This window comes from Citrobacter sp. Cpo037 (genome assembly GCF_030332945.1).
In the GTDB taxonomy this organism is placed as follows: Bacteria; Pseudomonadota; Gammaproteobacteria; order Enterobacterales; family Enterobacteriaceae; genus Citrobacter; species Citrobacter portucalensis.
On sequence record NZ_JAOWGW010000073.1, the window covers coordinates 37,033 to 59,432 of the forward strand.

At 51.6% G+C, this 22,400-nt stretch carries 23 protein-coding genes; 17 read left to right on the forward strand and 6 right to left on the reverse strand.

All coding sequences use genetic code 11. The features are described 5' to 3' along the window. The first annotated feature begins 8 nt into the window (after nt 1-8). Entirely contained in the window at nt 9-536 is a 528-nt protein-coding gene (locus tag OGX94_RS18865; RefSeq protein WP_257662023.1) for a rhodanese family protein, read from the forward strand. Between the two features lie 90 nt (nt 537-626). Further along, a complete protein-coding gene (locus tag OGX94_RS18870; RefSeq protein ID WP_003825999.1) occupies nt 627-806 on the forward strand; it encodes a GDFGVC terminal motif YodC-like protein in 180 nt (59 codons plus the stop codon). Between the two features lie 36 nt (nt 807-842). Here OGX94_RS18870 and stpA read toward each other — a convergent pair whose 3' ends face one another. Further along, a complete protein-coding gene (gene stpA / locus OGX94_RS18875; protein ID WP_008785604.1) occupies nt 843-1,244 on the reverse strand; it encodes a DNA-binding protein StpA in 402 nt (133 codons plus the stop codon). Between the two features lie 557 nt (nt 1,245-1,801). On the opposite strand from stpA, the gene alaE reads away from it, so the two are divergent. After that, nucleotides 1,802-2,251, forward strand: coding sequence for an L-alanine exporter AlaE (gene alaE, locus OGX94_RS18880; RefSeq protein ID WP_003037259.1), 450 nt, complete (start codon nt 1,802-1,804; stop codon nt 2,249-2,251). 36 nt (nt 2,252-2,287) lie between these two features. Here alaE and OGX94_RS18885 read toward each other — a convergent pair whose 3' ends face one another. After that, the gene (locus OGX94_RS18885; protein WP_003037262.1) at nt 2,288-2,638 is read right to left on the reverse strand and encodes a DUF2002 family protein; all 351 of its coding nucleotides are present in this window, start codon (nt 2,636-2,638) and stop codon (nt 2,288-2,290) included. Nucleotides 2,639-2,761: 123 nt separating this feature from the next. Beyond that, nucleotides 2,762-4,096, reverse strand: coding sequence for a MocR-like pyridoxine biosynthesis transcription factor PdxR (gene pdxR / locus OGX94_RS18890; protein WP_257662024.1), 1,335 nt, complete (start codon nt 4,094-4,096; stop codon nt 2,762-2,764). Between the two features lie 90 nt (nt 4,097-4,186). On the opposite strand from pdxR, the gene OGX94_RS18895 reads away from it, so the two are divergent. From OGX94_RS18895 to emrB, 14 genes are all read left to right on the forward strand, one after another. Further along, nucleotides 4,187-4,618 (forward strand): carboxymuconolactone decarboxylase family protein, encoded by a 432-nt coding sequence (locus OGX94_RS18895; RefSeq protein ID WP_003825991.1) that lies wholly within the window; start codon nt 4,187-4,189, stop codon nt 4,616-4,618. A gap of 280 nt (nt 4,619-4,898) precedes the next feature. Further along, nucleotides 4,899-5,144, forward strand: coding sequence for a glutaredoxin-like protein NrdH (gene nrdH, locus OGX94_RS18900; protein WP_048236625.1), 246 nt, complete (start codon nt 4,899-4,901; stop codon nt 5,142-5,144). Beyond that, nucleotides 5,141-5,551 carry a class Ib ribonucleoside-diphosphate reductase assembly flavoprotein NrdI gene (nrdI, locus tag OGX94_RS18905; RefSeq protein ID WP_063940985.1) on the forward strand — a complete coding sequence of 137 codons (411 nt, stop codon included), beginning with the start codon at nt 5,141-5,143 and terminating at the stop codon, nt 5,549-5,551. Before nrdH ends, nrdI begins: the two co-directional genes overlap by 4 nt. Continuing rightward, a complete protein-coding gene (nrdE, locus tag OGX94_RS18910; protein ID WP_193134568.1) occupies nt 5,524-7,668 on the forward strand; it encodes a class 1b ribonucleoside-diphosphate reductase subunit alpha in 2,145 nt (714 codons plus the stop codon). The genes nrdI and nrdE overlap by 28 nt, the downstream gene beginning before the upstream one ends. 10 nt (nt 7,669-7,678) lie before the next feature. Beyond that, on the forward strand, nt 7,679-8,638 hold the full coding sequence (gene nrdF / locus OGX94_RS18915) for a class 1b ribonucleoside-diphosphate reductase subunit beta (protein ID WP_193134570.1): 960 nt from the start codon (nt 7,679-7,681) through the stop codon (nt 8,636-8,638). Nucleotides 8,639-8,992: 354 nt separating this feature from the next. Continuing rightward, nucleotides 8,993-10,195, forward strand: a complete 1,203-nt coding sequence (gene proV / locus OGX94_RS18920) for a glycine betaine/L-proline ABC transporter ATP-binding protein ProV (protein ID WP_003037282.1) — start codon at nt 8,993-8,995, stop codon at nt 10,193-10,195. Next, on the forward strand, nt 10,188-11,252 hold the full coding sequence (proW, locus tag OGX94_RS18925; RefSeq protein WP_008785611.1) for a glycine betaine/L-proline ABC transporter permease ProW: 1,065 nt from the start codon (nt 10,188-10,190) through the stop codon (nt 11,250-11,252). The genes proV and proW overlap by 8 nt, the downstream gene beginning before the upstream one ends. A 92-nt stretch (nt 11,253-11,344) precedes the next feature. Further along, a complete protein-coding gene (gene proX / locus OGX94_RS18930; protein ID WP_003825976.1) occupies nt 11,345-12,340 on the forward strand; it encodes a glycine betaine/L-proline ABC transporter substrate-binding protein ProX in 996 nt (331 codons plus the stop codon). A 190-nt stretch (nt 12,341-12,530) separates the two neighbouring features. Beyond that, the gene (locus tag OGX94_RS18935) at nt 12,531-13,715 is read left to right on the forward strand and encodes an MFS transporter (protein WP_257662026.1); all 1,185 of its coding nucleotides are present in this window, start codon (nt 12,531-12,533) and stop codon (nt 13,713-13,715) included. Nucleotides 13,716-13,837: 122 nt separating this feature from the next. Continuing rightward, nucleotides 13,838-14,575: an AzlC family ABC transporter permease gene (locus OGX94_RS18940; RefSeq protein WP_257662027.1), complete on the forward strand. Its 738-nt coding sequence runs from the start codon at nt 13,838-13,840 to the stop codon at nt 14,573-14,575. Further along, a complete protein-coding gene (gene ygaH / locus OGX94_RS18945; protein WP_003825969.1) occupies nt 14,565-14,900 on the forward strand; it encodes an L-valine transporter subunit YgaH in 336 nt (111 codons plus the stop codon). Before OGX94_RS18940 ends, ygaH begins: the two co-directional genes overlap by 11 nt. Nucleotides 14,901-14,990: 90 nt before the next feature. Further along, nucleotides 14,991-15,521, forward strand: a complete 531-nt coding sequence (gene emrR, locus OGX94_RS18950; RefSeq protein WP_003037300.1) for a multidrug efflux transporter EmrAB transcriptional repressor EmrR — start codon at nt 14,991-14,993, stop codon at nt 15,519-15,521. Between the two features lie 129 nt (nt 15,522-15,650). Next, nucleotides 15,651-16,823 (forward strand): multidrug efflux MFS transporter periplasmic adaptor subunit EmrA, encoded by a 1,173-nt coding sequence (gene emrA / locus OGX94_RS18955; RefSeq protein ID WP_003825968.1) that lies wholly within the window; start codon nt 15,651-15,653, stop codon nt 16,821-16,823. Between the two features lie 16 nt (nt 16,824-16,839). Continuing rightward, nucleotides 16,840-18,378 carry a multidrug efflux MFS transporter permease subunit EmrB gene (gene emrB / locus OGX94_RS18960; RefSeq protein WP_003825966.1) on the forward strand — a complete coding sequence of 513 codons (1,539 nt, stop codon included), beginning with the start codon at nt 16,840-16,842 and terminating at the stop codon, nt 18,376-18,378. Between the two features lie 48 nt (nt 18,379-18,426). Here the strand turns inward: emrB and OGX94_RS18965 are convergent, their stop codons facing one another. The 3 genes from OGX94_RS18965 to gshA all read right to left on the reverse strand — a co-directional run bounded on the left by OGX94_RS18965 (nt 18,427) and on the right by gshA (nt 22,364). Continuing rightward, nucleotides 18,427-19,797: a carbohydrate porin gene (locus tag OGX94_RS18965; protein WP_257662028.1), complete on the reverse strand. Its 1,371-nt coding sequence runs from the start codon at nt 19,795-19,797 to the stop codon at nt 18,427-18,429. 345 nt (nt 19,798-20,142) lie between these two features. After that, nucleotides 20,143-20,658, reverse strand: a complete 516-nt coding sequence (gene luxS / locus OGX94_RS18970) for an S-ribosylhomocysteine lyase (protein WP_003037312.1) — start codon at nt 20,656-20,658, stop codon at nt 20,143-20,145. Between the two features lie 149 nt (nt 20,659-20,807). Next, nucleotides 20,808-22,364 carry a glutamate--cysteine ligase gene (gshA, locus tag OGX94_RS18975; protein ID WP_008785615.1) on the reverse strand — a complete coding sequence of 519 codons (1,557 nt, stop codon included), beginning with the start codon at nt 22,362-22,364 and terminating at the stop codon, nt 20,808-20,810. Nucleotides 22,365-22,400 lie beyond the last annotated feature (36 nt).

The window sequence follows — 22,400 nt, forward strand, 5'->3', positions numbered from 1 at the left end:
GAGCCATCATGACTATTGGGATGATTTCCCCACGCGAGGCGCAGGCACTGGTCGCGCAGGGTGCAAAACTGATTGATATCCGCGATGCTGACGAGTATCTGCACGAGCATATTCCTGAGGCACATCTGGCGCCATTACCCGCGCTTGAGCAGGGATCGCTGCCAGCGAATTTACGCGCCGAGCAGGTGATTTTTCACTGCCAGTCAGGCAAACGTACACAAAATGCGGCAACAAAACTGAGCGCCATCGCCGCACCCGCGCAGGTCTGGTTGCTGGAAGGTGGAATTGACGGCTGGAAAGCCGCAGGGTTGCCGGTGGCGAAAGACAGTTCACAACCGTTACCGCTGATGCGTCAGGTGCAGATAGCCGCAGGCAGCCTTGCCCTACTCGGCGTTATTCTGGGCTATAGCGTTAGCAGCGCCTTCTTCCTGCTGAGCGGTTTTGTAGGCGCCGGGCTGATTCTCGCTGGCATGACCGGCTTTTGCGGTATGGCGCGATTACTGGACATCATGCCCTGGAACCGACGTACTCATTAAGCGGTAATCATTGAAACAGCACTGTACCCGCCGGTTGACGTGATCTATGGTGAGTTCTGCGATAAATGATAAATAAAGGAGCGCAACAATATGTTTAAACCTGGCGATCTGGTTCAACCGCGTATGGGCGGTCCAAAACTGAAGGTTGTTGAAGTCAATGACGATCAAATTGTGGCGGTACAAGCCAGTAATGAAAGCGGTGATAAATTTACGCTGAAAGCAGCTGATGTCACGCGATATACCGAAGAGGGTGATTTCGGCGTTTGCTGAAAATAAGCGGTGAGGATCTCCTCACCGCCTTCGCAATTAGATCAAAAAGTCATCAAGAGATTTACCGGCAGCCAGCGCCTGGGCAATTGGCTTCGGTGTGCGACCTTGTCCGGTCCATGTTTTCGTTTCACCATTGAGATCGATAAAACGATATTTCGCCGGGCGCGGTTGGCGTTTTTTAACTGAACGTGCCGTCGCAGGTGTTATGCTCAGCAGCTCCTCCGGGCTGATCCCGTCTGCCTGCATCTGCGCCAGCAAGGCATTAATTTTTGCCTGCTGTTCTGCACGTTGGCGCTGTAGCTGTTCTTCTTCATCGCGCCGTTCTTTGGTCACTACCCTGAATTTTTCAAGCATATCTTCCAGTACATCAACGGAAAATTCACGAGCCATTGCACGCAGCGAGCGGATATTATTTAAGTTTTTTAACATTGAACTCATATTAACAAAACCTCTTTAACGTAAAACATAAAAACGGTATTACTCTAAATATTGTATGCAACTGATTATTATATTTCCAGTCTAATTTATTCGTTTATCATTAAACAAATAGCCAACTCTGATATTTATAGCATCCATTCTGCTATCGCCCAGACAATATATTCTATTACCCTGATTGCAGCTTTGAATATACCTGCAAGGTATCTCAGCGCGTCACTTAAGAAACAAGCCACAGCATCTCGTGGAACCAACGAGTATACATATTGCACATCAGTCAACATTCAGAAAAGGAGCGCAAAAAATTCAGAAAAACAAGCAACAATAACTCTTTGATCTAAAAAGACTTTAATTAATACAGCAACGAAAACACCAAAACGAACAAAAAACAAACCATTGCAGAGCATTTTATCGACAAAAAGACAATAAATAAAAATTTTCAGCTAGTTGCTAGTTATTATCCAGTCAGATATCCTATTAAAATGCGAAAGCAGCAAGACAAATCACTAGCAGTTAAGGTATTCAAAACCTTTTTTCCCCTTTTTACAAGGAGCATTAACATGTTCTCTCCGCAGTCACGCTTGCGTCATGCAGTAGCAGACACGTTCGCGATGGTTGTTTATTGTTCTGTCGTGAACATGTTGATCGAAATATTCCTTTCTGGAATGAGCTTCGAACAGTCGCTGTATTCCAGATTAGTCGCTATCCCTGTCAACATACTGATCGCGTGGCCATACGGCATGTATCGTGATTTGTTCATGCGCGCGGCCCGTAAAGCCACGCAGGCAGGATGGGCAAAAAATCTGGCGGATGTGCTGGCTTATGTCACCTTCCAGTCGCCGGTGTATGTGATTATTCTGCTGACGGTTGGCGCAGACTGGCATCAGATTACAGCTGCAGTAAGTTCGAACATCGTGGTGTCAATGCTGATGGGCGCTGTCTATGGCTACTTTCTTGATTATTGCCGCCGCTTGTTTAAGGTCAGCAGCTATCATCAGGCTAAAGCCTGACACGCTTCTTCGCGACTGGCACTGCCAGTCGCGTTATTAGTTAGAATTAACGTCGCCAAACAGCCCGCTCAGATAACGTTCAAGCGCAATACGCGAGCTAAAGCCGTGCGGAATACCATAATGCTCATGAGTCTCTCCGGCTAAATACAGCGGGAATTGCTGGTAATGATCGCAAGTTTTAATATCCGTTGCCGGTTCCGCCAGCGAAGAGCTACGCTCTTTCAACGTGGGATGGATAATTAATGCGGTACGCCCCATGCGAGCTTCACGATTAACATACACATAATTTTCGCCACGCCGATAGCCGTACGTTTTCTGCGTCACTACATCAACGGTAAAGCCCACTTTTTCAAGTACGCGCGCCACCTCATCAGGTCGTAAATACATATTATTTTCCTCGTTATCTTTTACTGCGGGCTTACCTTACCTGATTCAGCATTAACAACGCTTTCAGAAAAGTCCATAAACGAGTGAACACGATGAGATGAATATCTTAAGAACCGTACAGATTTATGTCAGCGCCAACCTCAGTTGGTAGGCCGCCTGTTGCGCCATTTCCGCCGAGCTGATATTGGTAAATGACAGCAATATTCCACCCTTTCCTTCTGACGTTATTCGCCAGCGGCTTAGCGCCTGAACCGCTAACCCGGCCTGATTCGCTTTGCGCACCAGCGCAATATCATCTCCGTCTACACTCATCACCAGTTGAATCCCACCTTCCTGAGGAATGACGCTAAATCCTTGTTCAGTCAGGGCGTTTTCCATCCATTGTCGTCGTTCGGCATAATGCTGGCGCATACGTTTTAAGTGCCGCCAGAAGTGGCCGTCTTGCATAAAATCTGCCAGCGTTTGCTGCCATAAAACCGGAACGCTACAGGCCGTTAGCGCCGCCTGCTGACGAAAATAATCGACCTGAGTCGGGGGCACCACCAGCCATGCCGTACGCAAAGCCGGAAACATCGATTTGCTGAACGTTCCGGCATAAATCACCCGCTGAGGCGCATCCAGACTTTTTAGCGGCGGCAACGGCTTACCGTGGTAACGAAATTCACTGTCATAGTCATCTTCGATTACCCACGCCTGCGCGCGAGTCGCCCACTCCAGCAACTGGTGGCGACGGTCCAAAGACAGTGCTACCCCCAGAGGACTTTGATGTGCGGGAGTGAGCAGTACAAAACGCGCCTGCGGGTAGTCACGGATCCCGGCGCTGACATCCAGACCATCGGCATCCACCGCTACCGGCATCAACTCAATGCGTTCCTGAGCCACCACGGGCCGGATCAGCGGAAAACCGGGATCTTCGACCCACATTCCCTCACCGGGATGCGCCAGAGCGCGCAGGATTAACGTCATTGATGCCGCATAGCCTGAAGTGATAAAAATCTGTTCTGGCTGACATTCAATGCTGCGTGAAACACGCAGGTAATCAACAATTGCCTGGCGTAACACCCGTTCGCCACATACATCGCCCACCGCCAGATCAAAACGCGTTTGGGTGCGTAAACGCCGTCCCATCACCCGTGCCCAGACTTCACGCGGAAAAAGATCGAGTGCGGGTAATCCCATCTGAAAAGGTTGCGGTCTGGGATTTTCTCCGGCGAAGATGGCAGGCGATGCAGGCGCCCTTTCTGGTCGCAGTTGCTCACTGACAAACGTTCCTGCCTGCCCACGCCGCGCGAGCCAGCCCTGCGCCACCAGCTCTGCATAGGCATTTTCCACCGTCGAGCGTGATACTCCCAGCTCCTGGGCCCAGGTCCGGCTGGAGGGCAATCTGGTGCCAGGCTTGAGTTCGCCTTTCTCAATTGCGTTTTTTAACTGACGGGCGATTTGCTGATAACGTGGCATTTATGGTCTGCTTTTTTGGCAACAATATGGCTCTCTGTTGCAGTCCATTATAGTGCTACATTGCGGGTCATCCAAACGAGGAGAAATACCATGACAATGTTACGCCAGCCCTATTACGAACTCAGTCCTGAAATCTATAACGCTCTGGTTCAGGCAAGCCAAGCGCTGGAAAACTGCGCGCTGGAACCTACGTTGACGGAACTGATTTACCTGCGGGTTTCGCAAATCAACGGCTGCGCCTTTTGTCTGGAAATGCACAGTAAAGCACTGCGCAAATCCGGTGTTGCGCAGGCCAAACTGGACGCACTGGCAGGCTGGCGGGTGAGTCACCACTTCAGCGAGCAGGAACGTGCGGCGCTGGCGTGGGCCGAATCGGTCACCCAGATTGCCACTACTCACGCCGAAGATGACGTTTATCTGCCGCTGCTCGACCATTTCAGCGCGAAAGAAATTAGCGACCTGACATTTGCCATTAGCCTGATGAACTGCTTTAACCGTCTGGCGGTGGGGATGCGCATGTGATTCTGCGCTGCCGGATGGCGACATAAATGCCTTATCCGGCCCGGGAAGTACTTTCCTGTAGGCCGGATTAGACGCGACGCGTCGTCATCCGGCAACCTGCGATGGTACATATCACTTCCCCCGCCACGCTCATCACCCAGCTCATCATCAATCTAAAATTCCCATATCTTGTATGGTTGAATCTTTTTAAAACTACATCTAGTATCTCTCCTATCAGGACACACACAACCCGACGCCCTCTATCGCGCCGATCTTTTATTTTTAAATGGAAATACGAATCATGCGCATTATTATTTACACTCGCAATAACTGTGTTCAGTGCCACGCCACCAAACGGGCAATGGAAAGCCGTGGTTTTGACTTTGAGATGGTAAACGTCGATTTACAACCCGATTTGGCTGATAGCCTGCGCGATCAAGGGTTTCGCCAGCTACCGGTCGTGGTCGCGGGTGAAACCAGTTGGTCAGGGTTTCGCCCGGACATGATCAACCGTCTGCATCCGGAACACCGTGTGGCCAGCGCATGAGTCAGCTCGTCTACTTCTCCAGCAGCTCCGAAAATACGCACCGCTTTATGCAGCGTCTGGGGCTGCCAGCCATCCGCATTCCGCTTAACGAACGCGAGCGGATCCGGGTAGACGAACCTTACATATTAATCGTGCCGTCCTACGGTGGCGGCGGCACTGCTGGCGCGGTCCCAAGACAGGTGATCCGCTTTTTAAACGATACGCACAACCGGGCGTTAATCCGTGGAGTGATCGCCTCCGGCAATCGTAATTTCGGTGACGCCTACGGTCGCGCGGGTGATGTCATCTCACAAAAATGCGGCGTGCCGTGGCTCTATCGCTTTGAGCTGATGGGCACCCAAAGCGATATCGACAACGTTCGAAAAGGAGTGAGCGAATTTTGGCAACAACAACCGCAGAACGTGTAATGCAGCCAACGCTAGATTATCACGCCCTGAACGCCATGCTGAATCTGTACGATAAAGCCGGGCGCATTCAGTTCGACAAAGACCATCAGGCGGTGGAGGCTTTCTTTGCCTCCCACGTCCGCCCAAACTCGATGGCGTTTGCCAGCCAGCAGGAGCGCCTGGAAACGTTGGTGGATGAAGGCTATTACGATGCCAGCGTGTTAGCCCGCTACGATCGCGCGTTCGTGCTGAAGCTATTCAACCACGCCCACGCCAGCGGATTCCGTTTCCAGACGTTCCTCGGCGCATGGAAGTTCTACACCAGCTATACGCTGAAAACGTTCGACGGTAAGCGCTATCTCGAAGACTTTGAGGATCGGGTCACAATGGTGGCGCTCACGCTGGCGCAGGGCGATGAAACGCTCGCGATGCAGCTGACCGATGAAATGCTTTCCGGGCGCTTTCAGCCCGCCACACCAACCTTTTTAAACTGCGGCAAACAGCAACGCGGTGAGCTGGTCTCCTGCTTCCTGTTGCGTATTGAAGACAACATGGAGTCTATTGGTCGGGCGGTCAACTCCGCACTTCAGCTCTCCAAACGCGGCGGCGGCGTGGCATTTTTACTCTCCAACCTGCGCGAGGCAGGAGCGCCCATAAAGCGCATTGAGAACCAGTCATCTGGGGTGATCCCAGTAATGAAAATGCTGGAAGATGCGTTTTCTTATGCGAATCAACTCGGGGCACGTCAGGGTGCGGGGGCGGTGTATCTGCACGCACACCATCCGGATATTTTACGTTTTCTCGATACCAAGCGCGAAAACGCCGACGAGAAAATCCGCATCAAAACGCTCTCGCTTGGCGTGGTGATCCCGGATGTTACCTTTCAACTGGCGAAAGAAAATGCCCGAATGGCGCTGTTCTCACCGTATGACGTGGAACGGATTTACGGCAAACCGTTCGGTGATATCGCCGTGAGTGAGCGGTATGACGAACTGGTTGCCGACGAACGTGTGCGCAAAAAATTCATTAACGCCCGCGATTTCTTCCAGCGGCTGGCCGAGATCCAGTTTGAGTCTGGCTATCCTTACATCATGTTTGAAGATACGGTGAATCGCGCCAATCCGATTGCCGGTCGGATCAATATGAGCAACCTGTGCTCGGAGATTTTGCAGGTTAACAGTGCCTCTACCTACGATGAAAATCTCAATTACGCACAGACCGGGCACGATATTTCCTGCAATCTCGGCTCGTTAAACATTGCCCATACCATGGATTCACCCGACTTTGGTCGTACCGTGGAAACGGCGGTTCGTGGCTTAACCGCCGTTTCGGACATGAGCCATATCCGCAGCGTGCCCTCGATTGAGACCGGAAACAGCGCGTCGCACGCAATTGGTCTTGGGCAGATGAATCTGCACGGGTATCTGGCGCGGGAGGGGATCGCCTACGGTTCGCCGGAAGGGCTGGATTTCACCAATCTCTATTTCTACACCATCACCTGGCATGCGCTGAATACGTCAATGAAGATCGCCCGCGAGCGCGGTCAAACCTTTGCCGGATTCAAACAGTCGCGCTACGCCAGCGGCGAATATTTTAACCAGTATCTGCAGGGCGACTGGCAGCCAAAAACCGACAAGGTTCGCACGCTGTTTGCCGCCAGCGGCATTACGCTGCCGACGCGCGAGATGTGGTCACAGCTGCGTGAAGATGTGATGCGCTACGGCATTTATAACCAGAATTTACAGGCGGTTCCCCCCACCGGTTCTATCTCCTACATCAATCATGCCACGTCAAGCATTCACCCGATCGTGTCGAAAGTGGAGATTCGCAAAGAGGGTAAAACCGGGCGCGTTTACTACCCTGCCCCGTTTATGACCAATGAGAATCTGGCCTTGTATCAGGATGCCTATGAGATCGGTCCACAAAAAATCATTGATACCTACGCAGAAGCAACACGCCATGTCGATCAGGGGCTTTCACTGACGCTCTTTTTCCCCGATACCGCCACCACGCGTGATATCAATAAAGCGCAGATTTACGCCTGGCGTAAGGGCATCAAATCCCTGTACTACATCCGACTACGCCAGTTGGCGCTGGAAGGCACCGAAATAGAAGGCTGCGTGTCATGCGCGCTGTAAGGAGGAGAAAATGACATTATCCCGCGTGAGCGCCATCAACTGGAACAAGATTGAGGATGATAAAGATCTTGAGGTATGGAACCGTCTGACCAGTAACTTCTGGCTCCCGGAAAAGGTCCCGCTCTCCAATGACATTCCGGCCTGGCAAACGTTGAACGCCGCCGAACAGCAGCTAACAATCCGCGTTTTTACCGGGCTGACGCTGCTCGACACCATTCAGAATGTTGCCGGAGCACCAGCGTTAATGGCTGATTCGTTAACACCGCATGAAGAGGCGGTGCTGTCGAATATCAGCTTTATGGAGGCGGTGCACGCCCGTTCATACAGCTCTATTTTCTCCACCCTTTGCCAGACCAAAGATGTGGATGCAGCTTACGCCTGGAGTGAAGAAAATATCCCACTCCAGCGCAAGGCGCAGATCGTTTTGGCACATTACGCCAGCGACGAACCGTTGAAGAAGAAAATTGCCAGCGTGTTTCTGGAATCCTTCCTGTTCTATTCCGGCTTCTGGTTACCGATGTATTTTTCCAGCCGCGGAAAATTGACCAATACAGCCGATCTTATTCGCCTGATTATTCGTGATGAGGCCGTTCATGGGTATTACATTGGTTATAAATATCAAAAAGGTCTGGAGCATATTTCCGAGTCCGCACGCGAGGAGTTAAAGAACTTTGCCTTCGATCTGCTGATGGAATTGTATGATAACGAAGCGCGCTATACGGAAGAATTGTATGCAGAAACAGGCTGGGTGGATGACGTCAAAGCCTTCCTTTGCTACAACGCCAATAAGGCATTAATGAATTTGGGGTATGAGGCGCTATTTCCACCTGAAATGGCGGAGGTTAACCCGGCAATCCTTGCCGCGCTGTCGCCCAACGCTGATGAAAACCACGATTTTTTCTCGGGTTCTGGCTCATCCTATGTGATGGGAAAAGCAGTCGAAACCGAAGACGACGACTGGAATTTCTAGCAATCAATTCTGCGGGAAATACCGTACATTTTTCGCGGAAATATTTTAACAGGATCACACTTTTGTCGTGCAAATATAATTGTGTGATCTACACTCAATATCAGCCGCATTATTCGCCTGCATTCCAGCAATTCAGGCGATTTTTCATTGGCATTTACAAAAAATATTAACCCGCCCGCATTCGCGCTCAGCCCTTATATCACGGGAAGTCCCGCCGCCTGGCCTTCGGCAATATTCATGCCACAACCAAATTCAGGGTTGTCTCAGATTCTCAGTATGTTAGGGTAGAAAAAGGTCACTATTTCCATCAGGTAATATATCGATATAAACAAATAACAGGAATCATTCTATTGCATGGCAATTAAATTAGAAGTTAAAAATCTCTATAAGATATTTGGAGAGCATCCCCAGAGAGCCTTCAAATATATTGAAAAAGGACTTTCAAAAGAGCAGATTCTGGATAAAACGGGGCTATCGCTTGGCGTTAAGAACGCCAGTCTGGCCATTGAAGAAGGCGAGATATTTGTCATCATGGGATTATCCGGTTCGGGTAAATCCACAATGGTACGCCTTCTCAATCGCCTGATTGAACCCACCCGCGGACAGGTATTGATTGACGGCGTAGACATCGCCCGAATATCCGATGCTGAGCTTCGCGAGGTGCGCAGAAAAAAGATTGCGATGGTGTTCCAGTCCTTTGCCCTGATGCCGCACATGACGGTTCTCGACAATACGGCATTCGGTATGGAATTAGCCGGCGTAGGTGCGGATGAACGTCGTGAAAAAGCGTTAGATGCGCTGCGTCAGGTTGGTCTGGAGAATTATGCTCACGGCTACCCGGATGAACTTTCCGGAGGGATGCGCCAGCGTGTAGGCCTCGCCCGCGCATTAGCCATTAACCCTGACATCTTATTAATGGATGAGGCCTTCTCAGCCCTCGACCCATTAATTCGTACTGAGATGCAGGATGAGCTGGTAAAACTACAGGCGAAGCATCAACGCACCGTGGTCTTTATATCGCATGACCTCGACGAAGCTATGCGTATTGGCGACAGAATTGCCATTATGCAAAACGGTGAAGTGGTCCAGGTCGGCACGCCGGATGAAATCCTGAATAATCCAGCCAATGATTATGTACGCACCTTCTTCCGCGGCGTTGATATTAGCCAGGTCTTCAGTGCGAAAGATATTTCACGCCGTAGCCCCGAGGGTTTAATTCGTAAAACGCCCGGGGTGGGTCCACGTTCAGCGCTGCAATTATTGCAGGACAAAGATCGCGAATATGGTTACGTGATCGAACGCGGCAATAAATTCGTTGGCGTTGTCTCTATCGACTCATTAAAAACAGCGTTAAGTCAGGCGCAAGGTATTGAAGCGGCATTGATCGATGAGCCGTTAGCCGTAGATGCACAAACCCCTCTCAGCGAGTTGCTTTCTCATGTCGGTCAGGCCCCGTGCGCGGTGCCGGTTGTAGATGAGGAACAGCAGTATGTGGGCGTCATTTCAAAACGCATGCTGTTACAGGCTTTAGATCGTGAGGGGGTAAACAATGGCTGATCAAACTAATCCGTGGGACACCACACCAGCGGCCGACAGTGCCGCACAAAATGCCGATGCATGGAGTACGCCATCAGGCGCGCCCACTGACGGCGGTGGCGCGGACTGGCTGACCAGTGCACCCGCGCCGGCACCAGAGCATTTCAATATTATGGATCCGTTCCATAAAACGCTGATCCCGCTGGACAGTTGGGTCACAGAGGGGATCGACTGGGTCGTTACCCATTTCCGTCCGGTCTTCCAGGGCATTCGTGTCCCGGTGGATTACATTCTCAACGGCTTTCAACAGCTGCTGTTAGGTATGCCAGCCCCGGTAGCGATTATCCTGTTCGCGCTGATTGCCTGGCAGATTTCCGGCGTGGGGATGGGCGTTGCTACGCTGATTTCCTTAATTGCCATCGGTGCCATCGGCGCGTGGTCGCAGGCCATGATAACCCTGGCGCTGGTGTTGACCGCATTGCTGTTCTGCGTGGTTATCGGTCTGCCGATGGGAATCTGGTTGGCGCGCAGTCCACGGGCAGCAAAAATTGTTCGCCCGCTGCTGGACGCCATGCAAACCACACCCGCGTTTGTCTATCTGGTGCCGATTGTCATGCTGTTCGGTATTGGTAACGTCCCGGGCGTAGTGGTGACGATTATCTTCGCCCTGCCGCCAATCGTGCGTCTGACTATTCTGGGGATTAACCAGGTGCCAGCCGATCTGATTGAAGCCTCGCGCTCGTTTGGCGCCAGCCCGCGTCAGATGCTGTTTAAAGTGCAGCTCCCGCTGGCAATGCCCACCATTATGGCTGGGGTTAACCAGACGCTGATGCTGGCGCTCTCAATGGTCGTCATCGCGTCGATGATTGCCGTCGGCGGACTGGGCCAGATGGTTCTGCGCGGAATCGGTCGTCTGGATATGGGGCTTGCCACCGTCGGCGGGGTTGGGATTGTGATCCTCGCCATCATCCTGGATCGCCTGACGCAGGCCGTTGGTCGCGACTCGCGTAGTCGTGGCAACCGTCGCTGGTACACCACCGGTCCCATTGGGCTTATCACTCGCCCATTCACGAAGTAATTCACCCGTTGCCCGGTGGCGCATGCTTACCGGGCCTACAATTCATTAACTTGCACAAAATCATTCAGGATGAAGTGTAATAAGGAACAACGATGCGACAGAAAGTAATTATTGCCACAGCGTTTGCCACCCTTGTCTCCACCAGCACTTTCGCTGCCGACCTGCCGGGCAAAGGCATCACCGTACAGCCAATCCAGAGCACTATCTCTGAAGAATCCTTCCAGACGCAATTAGTCGCCCGTGCGCTGGAGAAACTGGGTTACACCGTTAACAAAACCAGCGAAGTTGACTACAACGTCGGCTATACCTCCATTGCCTCTGGCGATGCAACTTTTACCGCCGTGAACTGGCAGCCGCTACATGATGATATGTACGCCGCTGCGGGCGGAGACAAAAAGTTTTATCGCGAGGGGGTATTCGTTACAGGTGCCGCACAGGGTTATCTGATCGACAAGAAAACCGCTGAGCAGTATAAAATCACCAATATCGCCCAGTTAAAAGATCCGAAGATCGCTAAAATCTTTGACACCAACGGTGACGGAAAAGCCGATATGATGGGCTGTTCACCGGGCTGGGGCTGTGAAGCAGTAATCAACCACCAGAACAAAGCTTTCGATCTGGAAAAAACCGTCGAGGTCAGCCACGGTAACTATGCGGCGATGATGGCCGACACCATTACCCGCTTCAAAGAAGGTAAACCCATTCTTTACTACACTTGGACACCGTACTGGGTCAGCGACGTAATGAAGCCGGGTAAAGATGTGGTCTGGCTGCAGGTACCGTTCTCTTCCCTGCCAGGCGAGCAGAAAGATATTGATACCAAACTGCCAAACGGTGCCAACTACGGCTTCCCGGTGAACACTATGCATATTGTCGCCAATAAAGCCTGGGCGGAGAAAAACCCGGCTGCGGCGAAACTGTTTGCCATCATGAAGCTGCCGCTGGCGGATATCAACGCACAGAACGCAATGATGCACGACGGGAAAGCGTCTGAAGCCGACGTGCAGGGTCACGTTGACGGCTGGATCAAAGCCCACCAGCAGCAGTTTGACGGCTGGGTGAACGAAGCGCTGGCCGCGCAGAAATAATCCACTCACAGGCCTGATGAGTGTAGCGCCATCAGGCCTGTAACCGCATAAATGCCGGATGGTGGCGCGATGCACCTAATCCGGCCTATCCTCCTTCCCCCAATCGCACAATCCATCACTCAACAAATCAGCAACATTTAATCACTTCCGTTATGATTGTTTTCTGCAACCCATTACTCAGTTGAAAACAATGACGAAAACCACTCAGGGACTTAGCCCTTCGCTGATCCTGTTAATGTCTATCGCCACCGGCCTTGCCGTCGCCAGTAACTATTATGCGCAACCGCTGCTTGATACCATTGCGCGCAACTTTTCGCTATCTGCCAGTACCGCAGGGTTTATCGTCACCGCGGCCCAACTCGGCTACGCCGCTGGTCTGCTGTTTTTAGTCCCGCTTGGCGATATGTTCGAACGTCGGATGCTGATCGTCTCCATGACGTTGCTCGCGGCTGGTGGCATGCTGATTACCGCCAGCAGTCAGTCACTGGGTATGCTGATCCTCGGCACCGCTCTGACCGGACTGTTCTCGGTAGTCGCACAGATTTTAGTTCCGCTGGCGGCGACACTTGCCACGCCAGACAAGCGCGGTAAAGTTGTCGGCACGATTATGAGCGGACTGCTGTTGGGCATTCTGCTGGCACGCACCGTAGCGGGATTACTGGCCAATTTGGGCGGCTGGCGCACCGTGTTTTGGGTGGCATCGGTATTAATGGCGCTGATGGCGATTGCGCTGTGGCGCGGTCTGCCGAAGATGAAATCAGAAACGCATCTTAACTACCCGCAACTTCTGGGTTCGGTATTCAGCCTGTTTATCCACGATAAACTGCTGCGTACCCGCGCGATGCTGGGCTGTCTGACCTTTGCCAATTTCAGTATCCTATGGACATCAATGGCGTTTTTGCTCGCCGCACCGCCGTTTAACTATTCAGAAGGCATGATTGGTCTGTTCGGTCTGGCGGGTGCCGCAGGTGCATTAGGCGCACGTCCGGCAGGCGGTTTTGCCGATAAGGGTAAATCCCACCTGACCACAACTATGGGGCTGCTATTACTGCTGCTCTCCTGGCTTGCTATTTGGCTTGGGCACACTTCCGTCCCCATGCTGATTATCGGCATTCTGGTGTTGGACCTCACCGTTCAGGGAGTACACATCACCAACCAGACGGTTATCTATCACATTCATCCGGATGCGCGTAATCGCCTGACCGCCGGATACATGACCAGCTATTTTATTGGCGGAGCGGCAGGTTCGCTAATTTCAGCCTCCGCCTGGCAGCATGCCGGGTGGGCTGGCGTTTGTCTGGCGGGTACGACCGTTGCCGTACTCAACCTGGTGGTCTGGTGGCGAGGTTTTCACCGTCAGGAAGCCGTAAATTAAGCGTATAGTGCATGTTTACCGCTGATTGGGCTCCACAGGGTGTTAAGGAGCCCATCAGTCTGCTAAGGTTATAACTCATTGAGCCAAGTTATATTAATTTCGGTAATGAAACCTATAACCCTATGGAAAGCCCTGTACCCCAGTCTGAATCCTGTTCGGCAACGTTAACGGAAGGATTCAAAGACAGCCTGCCAATAGTCATCAGCTATATTCCGGTCGCTTTTGCATTTGGTCTCAATGCCACTCGCCTTGGCTTTACGCCGGGTGAAAGCGTCTTTTTCTCCTGCATTATCTATGCGGGAGCCAGCCAGTTTGTCATTACCACCATGCTCGCTGCGGGCAGTTCGCTGTGGGTCGCCGCCCTTACCGTCATGGCCATGGATGTCCGCCATGTTTTGTACGGCCCTTCCCTGCGCAGCCGAATAGCCCAGCGACTGAGTAAACCCAAAAGTGCACTGTGGGCTTTTGGCCTTACCGATGAAGTCTTTGCCGCCGCAACGGCAAAACTGGTCCGGGATAATCGGCGCTGGAGTGAAAACTGGATGATCGGCATCGCACTGTGCTCCTGGGCCTCCTGGGTGTTTGGTACGGTGATCGGCGCGTTTTCCGGCAGTGGTTTACTCAAGGATTACCCGGCGGTTGAAGCGGCACTGGGATTCATGCTCCCGGCGCTGTTTATGAGCTTCCTGCTCGCGTCATTCCAACGTAAACAAGCGCTCTGCGTGACTGCCTCCCTGGCCGGGGCGCTGGCTGGCGTCATGCTGTTTTCCATACCTGCCGCTATCCTTGCAGGTATTGTCTGCGGATGCCTGACGGCGCTCATCCAGTCATTTTGGCAGGGAGGTCCTGATGAGCTATGAGGTTCTGCTACTTGGCCTGTTGGTCGGCTGCGTTAATTACTGTTTTCGCTATTTGCCACTCCGTCTTGGGGTGGGCAATGTTCGCCCGACGAAGCGCGGCGCGACGGGCATATTACTCGACACTATTGGCATTGCATCTATTTGCGCCCTGCTGGTGGTGTCTACCGCGCCAGAAGTGATGCACGACGCTCGTCGGTTCGTGCCTACGCTGGTGGGGTTTGTCATACTGGGCGCAAGCTTCTATAAGACCCGCAGCATCATCATTCCAACTTTACTGAGTGCTCTGGGCTATGGATTAGCCTGGAAAATGCTTGTTGGCTTATAGATAAAAACAATCATTTTAAAGAAATAATACATTTACTTTATTTGTCACTGTCGTTACTATATCGGCTGAAATTAATGAGGTTATACCCAAATGGATAGTTCGTTTACGCCCATTGAACAAATGCTAAAATTTCGCGCCAGCCGCTACGAAGAGTTCCCTTATCAGGAAGTGCTTCTGACTCGCCTATGCATGCACATGCAGGGCAAGCTGCTGGAAAACCGCAATAAGATGCTGAAAGCTCAAGGGATTAACGAGACGTTGTTTATGGCGTTGATTACGCTGGAGTCTCAGGAAAACCACAGTATTCAGCCTTCTGAACTGAGTTGCGCGCTTGGCTCGTCACGCACTAACGCTACCCGCATTGCGGATGAGTTAGAAAAACGTGGCTGGATCGAACGTCGTGAAAGCGATAACGATCGCCGCTGTCTGCATCTGCAATTGACCGAGAAAGGCCATGCTTTTTTGCAAGAGGTGTTACCGCCTCAGCATAACTGCCTGCATCAGCTCTGGTCGTCTCTTAGCACCACCGAAAAAGATCAGCTTGAGCAAATTACCCGTAAACTTCTGACCCGTCTTGATCAGATGGAGCAGGATGGCGCGGTGTTAGAAGCGCTGCGCTAACGCGCCGACTCGCTCAGAAATCCAGATTTATAAATGAAAAAACCGACAGGCCAGCACGCATACTGCTGGCCTGTCTGATAAACAGGTCGGCTCAGCCGATGTGAAAAAAATAAGATCGTGGAGAACAACATGAGCGCAAATGCGGAGACTCAAACCCCGCAGCAACCGGTCAAGAAGAATGGCAAACGTAAAAGTATGCTGCTCCTTCTGACCTTGCTCTTTATTATCATTGCCGTGGCATATGGGATTTATTGGTTTTTAGTACTTCGTCATGTCGAAGAGACAGACGATGCGTACGTGGCAGGGAACCAGGTTCAAATCATGGCTCAGGTATCAGGCAGCGTGACGAAAGTCTGGGCTGATAACACTGACTTTGTAAAACAAGGCGATGTGCTGGTCACCCTCGACCAGACGGACGCAAAGCAGGCATTTGAAAAAGCCAAAACTGCGCTGGCTTCCAGCGTGCGTCAGACGCACCAGTTGATGATCAACAGCAAGCAGTTACAGGCAAGCATTGAAGTGCAGAAAACCGCACTGGCGCAGGCACAAAGCGACTTTAATCGCCGAGTTCCGCTGGGCAATGCCAACCTGATTGGCCGCGAAGAGCTGCAACACGCTCGTGATGCCGTCGCCAGCGCTCAGGCCCAGCTTGATGTCGCGATCCAACAATATAATGCTAACCAGGCGATGATTCTGGGTAGCAAGCTGGAAGATCAACCCGCTGTGCAACAGGCTGCTACCGAAGTGCGCAATGCCTGGCTGGCGCTGGAACGTACCAGAATTGTCAGCCCAATGACCGGTTATGTATCCCGTCGCGCCGTACAGCCTGGTGCACAAATTAGCCCAACCACACCGCTGATGGCGGTTGTTCCGGCCACTAACCTGTGGGTAGATGCCAACTTCAAAGAAACACAGCTCGCGCACATGCGTATCGGCCAACCGGCGACCGTTATCAGCGATATTTACGGCGATGACGTAAAATATACCGGTAAAGTTGTCGGTCTCGATATGGGTACGGGCAGCGCCTTCTCCCTGCTGCCAGCGCAGAACGCAACCGGCAACTGGATCAAAGTCGTCCAGCGTCTGCCGGTACGTATCGAACTGGATGCACAGCAACTGGCACAGCATCCATTACGTATTGGTTTGTCTACGCTGGTTACGGTAGATACCTCAAATCGTGACGGACAAATTCTGGCAAGCCAGGTTCGTACCACGCCGGTATCAGAAAGTAATGCACGTGAAATCAACCTTGCTCCGGTCAATAAGATGATCGAAGAGATCGTGCGGGCCAACGCGGGCTAATTCAAAGGTGCGTGTGATGCAACAGCAAAAACCGCTGGAAGGCGCGCAGCTCGTCATTATGACGATCGCGCTGTCCCTGGCGACATTCATGCAGGTGCTGGACTCCACCATTGCTAACGTGGCGATCCCCACTATCGCCGGGAACCTCGGCTCTTCACTGAGCCAGGGGACCTGGGTGATCACCTCATTCGGGGTGGCGAACGCTATCTCTATTCCGATCACCGGCTGGCTGGCAAAACGCTTTGGCGAAGTAAGACTCTTTATGTGGTCAACTATCGCCTTCGTCATTGCGTCATGGGCATGCGGGATGTCCACCAGCCTGAACATGCTGATTTTCTTCCGCGTAATCCAGGGTATTGTCGCCGGTCCATTAATTCCGCTGTCACAGAGCCTGTTGCTGAATAACTATCCACCCGCCAAGCGTTCCATCGCCCTCGCGCTATGGTCGATGACGGTGATTGTTGCCCCGATATGTGGTCCTATTCTTGGGGGCTATATCAGCGACAACTATCACTGGGGCTGGATATTTTTTATCAACGTGCCTATCGGGGCTGTGGTGGTATTGATGACCCTGCAAACCCTGCGCGGTCGGGAAACCAAAACCGAGCAACGGCGCATTGACGCCATTGGTCTGGCACTGCTGGTCATCGGTATCGGCAGTTTGCAGATTATGCTCGACCGCGGCAAAGAGCTGGACTGGTTCGCCTCGCAGGAGATTATCATCCTGACAGTGGTCGCCGTGGTTGCTATCAGCTTCCTGATCGTCTGGGAGCTTACCGACGAGCACCCCATTGTCGATCTTTCGCTGTTTAAGTCGCGCAACTTTACCATCGGCTGTCTGTGTATCAGTCTGGCCTATATGCTCTACTTCGGCGCAATCGTCCTGCTGCCGCAGCTGTTGCAGGAGGTATACGGCTATACGGCAACCTGGGCTGGTCTGGCATCAGCGCCCGTTGGGGTGATTCCGGTGATCCTGTCGCCGATTATCGGCCGCTTCGCGCACAAGCTGGATATGCGTCGGCTGGTGACGTTCAGTTTTATAATGTACGCCGTCTGTTTCTACTGGCGTGCGTGGACGTTCGAGCCGGGTATGGACTTTGGCGCGTCGGCCTGGCCGCAGTTTATTCAGGGGTTCGCGGTAGCCTGCTTCTTTATGCCGCTAACCACCATTACGCTGTCCGGCTTACCTCCAGAGCGTCTGGCGGCGGCATCCAGCTTGTCGAACTTTACGCGAACGCTGGCAGGTTCCATTGGCACATCGATTACGACGACAATGTGGACGAACCGCGAGTCGCTGCACCATGCTCAGCTAACGGAATCTGTTAACCCCTACAACCCAAATGCACAGGCTATGTACGATAAGCTGCAGGATTTAGGGATGACGCACCAGCAGGCTTCAGGTTGGATAGCTCAGCAGATCACCAATCAGGGGCTGATTATTTCCGCTAACGAAATCTTCTGGATGTCGGCGGGGATATTCCTGGTCCTGCTTGGCCTGGTGTGGTTCGCCAAACCTCCCTTCGGTGCGGGCGGCGGTGGTGGTGGCGCACACTAACTATCTGATAAAAGGGATCTGCGGATCCCTTTTTTATTAGACCTACAATCAGAAGTAATATTTGAATCTCAGACGCCCGCCGTAACGCGCATCTTCGCTGTTATCACCATTAGTCGGATTGGCCTCTACCCATGAAGCATAGGCACCAAGATAGATGTTAAAGTTTTTCATATCCATCACATTGGGGAATAAATATGAGGCATGAATAGTGTGAATGTCATAATTGCCGGGATCGGTGATCCAGCAATCATCCTCACAAACGGCATCGATATTGGTAGCATTGAAGGCTTCGATTTTGTTATGCGCATAGATATAACCCAGTTCAAATCGATGCCACAACGCATTCACCCCAGCGGTAAAATCTGTCTCATCGGTCGCATCCATATAGGCGGTATTCAGGTTAATCACTGCGCCATCTTCCGGGTCCGTTTTTTGACCATTCCAGGTCATGGTAAAACCATAGCCCGTACGATCTGACTGAACGATCCACGTCCCATTTTGGTAATAGCCGTAGGCGTTGTTAACGACGTTACTTTCCATCGCTATCGCCGTTGAAAAACGCCCGTTTTGCCAGGCGATAACCGGACGGACGTAAGCCACGTTTTTATCGTTGGTTAAATCCATTCCGTGGTACTGCTTCTCGGTATATAACGTACTGCCATTTTCCAGCAATGTGTTAACTTCGAAATACCAGTTGTCGATGGTTTTGCTCAGCAGGAAGTTACCCCCGCTGTCGCTACGTCCCCGTCCTTCTTTCATCATATAGATATAGCCGTAACCGTCACTGTAGAGATCGTTCGCTGTATTCCCCGAATATTCAACAAACGTATCCTGATTCAGCGGGAACATATCGTAGGCTTCAAAACGACCAACCTTAATTTTCCAGTCATTCTCACGACCAAAGAAGAAAACGGCATCATCGAGGTTCATTTTTCCGGTCAAGTCCGCCAGAGGCTGTACCGAGAACCCTGCAAAATTACCGTTGTCCCTCCGCTGGTAGCCGTCAAAGCCCAGCAACAGGCGTCCGTTAATATCCCAGCGTTCATTGGTTCCTGGTGCCCAATCTTTATTCGCTGACGTTCTCGTCGATGTCAGGCTACCGGAACGGCTTGCCGCATCCATATTAAATTCGACATCGCCATAGAACTTAATATCACTGAAGCCGGATAATGTCAGCTTAGGCGGAGTTTCACCTGCTGCAATCGGCTCGGCAGACTGGACATTCACCGTCGGCGTAGCGGTGACCTGCTGCTCCTTCAGCGAGCGAATTTGCGCCTCAGCATCGGATGCCCGTTTTTCGGCATTAACAACACGTTGCTCCAGTTCAGCCAGACGCTGCTCAATAGTGATATTATTTGCTGCCCAAAGGTTATGAGAAAAGCAAGCACCGATCATCAGCGCCAAATATTTAGCCTTCATTTTCATCCCTAAAGTTTAATGTATACCAGATAAGATTTGATAAAAACCCTATCTACCGGCTATTAAAAGAGTCTTGTTATTACCCGGATATCTGGCGCATTCCATTATGTTTTTCTATTAATTATTTATGTTTTTTAGTTTATGTGATCAATACACTCTGGCATCGTTAATTACCCGCCTCTTTCTGTTTACCAGATCACACTTTATTATTCGACAGGTCAGGCATCACTTAAATTAAAATGTATTCTCGCCGCAAATATAATAAGCACACATTATATTAAGCAATAAAAAACCCCGGACATAAACCGGGGTTAATATAAATACTAGAACAGCTAATCAATAAGACTAAATATGCAGTTCCTGCAGTTTCTCTTTCGGTAGCGCCAGCTCTTCATTGCTGTTCACGCGTACATCACGCTCCAGAATATGACGCGCGATATCCTGTGCTTCGCTAAGAGAGTGCATCTGATACGTACCGCACTGGTAAACGTTCAGCTCCGGGATCTGGTTCTGATCCTGTACTTTCAGCACGTCCGCCATTGCCGCTTTCCACGCGTCGGCTACACGCTGTTCGTCCGGCGTACCAATCAGGCTCATGTAGAAGCCGGTACGGCATCCCATCGGAGAGATATCGATAATCTCAACGCCGTTACCGTTAAGGTGGTTACGCATAAAACCTGCAAACAGGTGTTCCAGCGTATGGATACCTTTCTCAGGCATCACTTCTTTGTTCGGAATGCAGAAACGCAGATCAAACACGGTGATTGCGTCGCCATGCGGGGTGTTCATCGTTTTTGCAACCCGGACCGCGGGAGCTTCCATCCGGGTGTGATCGACAGTAAAACTATCTAACAACGGCATTTAGCCACCTCCGATAAATTTTTTAAAAATAATCTGAACTCTTTGTTCCGGGGCGAGTCTGAGTATATGAAAGACGCGCATTTGTTATCATCATCCCTGTTTTCAGAGATGAAATTTTGGCCACTCCCGAGTGGCCTTTTTCTTTTGTATCAAGCGTGCTTTTCCAGCCACACGCTAAACGGCTCAGTATCAGCCGCTTCGATCTCCTGCTGACGACGCTTTGAAGCCTCGGTTTCAGCAATAAATTCAGCTTCCTGCACTATTTCTAACGGCTCTTCACGCAGCAGATTTCGGTATGCCTCACCCAGCGCTTTGCCCGTGCCGCCAATGCCTTCATCAATCATAGACCGTAGGATCCGGGCAGAGAAAGTCAGTTCAGGATTGTCAAAACAGGCAACCAGTTCATCACAGACCTTCTGATACTCCTCTCCTCCATCGATGCTGTCCAGCGTTTGTGCCACGCGTTTCAGATCGCGGAACAAATCTTTCCCAACCTTAGGCAGCGGGAACTGGGCTGTTTCACAGCCAATACCTAACGTCAGCCCAGGCTTACGCCCTTCGAGAATCACGCGATTCCAGTTTTTACGCGTACACAGCAATTCATCGCTACTCATTTCCGGGGCATCAGCCAGCGCACACCAGACCATAAACAGATCGAGGAAGCGCACCTGCTGCTCGTCCACGCCGATAGGCGAGAACGGATTGATATCCAGCGAGCGTACTTCGATGTACTCGATACCGCCACGCAGAAGCGCATCTGATGGCGTTTCTCCACGACGAGTGACGCGTTTCGGGCGAATAGGCGCATACAGCTCATTTTCAATCTGCAGAACGTTGCTGTTGATTTGCAGACGCTTACCGTCTTTCTCCAGACCGATCGCCGCGTACTCCTCGGAAGGCGTCTTAATCGCGCGCTTTAATCCTGCCACATACTCATGCAAATCGTTAAACGTAATTCCGAGATTGCTTTGCGACTTATTGGTATAGCCCAAGTCACTCAGGCGCAGCGACGTTGCGTACGGCAGGTAATACATCCCACAGTCGGTTTTTTCAAACGGCAGAGTTGTTGGTTTTCCTTGCAGGAATGAGGAACAAATGGCCGGAGAGGCACCAAACAAATACGGGATCACCCAACCAAAACGGTAGTAGTTGCGGATCAGACGGAAGTAGCCCGCGGAGATCTTCTCTTTAGCATCCTCACCTTCGGTTACACCGCATTTCGCCTGCCAGAAAGCCATAGGCAGCGAGAAGTTGTAGTGGACGCCCGAGATTGTCTGCATCAACGCGCCATAGCGGTTTTTGAGGCCTTCACGGTACAGCGTCTTCAGGCGACCGGTATTCGACGAACCATACTGCGCCAGTTCGATATCCTGACCTTCGGCAATATAGCAAGGCATGCTCAACGGCCACATACGCTCGTCGCCAAGGTTTCTGGCGGTATAACGATGTAAGTCGCGCATGAACGTGAGCATTTTCTCAATGTCGTCACCGGGTGGAGTAATGAACTCCAGCAATGCTTCGGCAAAGTCAGTGGTTATCCACTTATGCGTTAGCGCTGAGCCTAACACCTCAGGATGGCCTGTCGTTGCTAATGACCCATCTGCATTAACACGCAGCGTTTCGCGCTCCAGACCACGTTGAATCCCCTTTAATGCCTGAGGATGGTTTTCCAGCCAGGCCAGCGCCTGTGATACGTCCGGGATCAAATTGACCTCCCGCCTGTCAAAATCGTTTTAATTAGC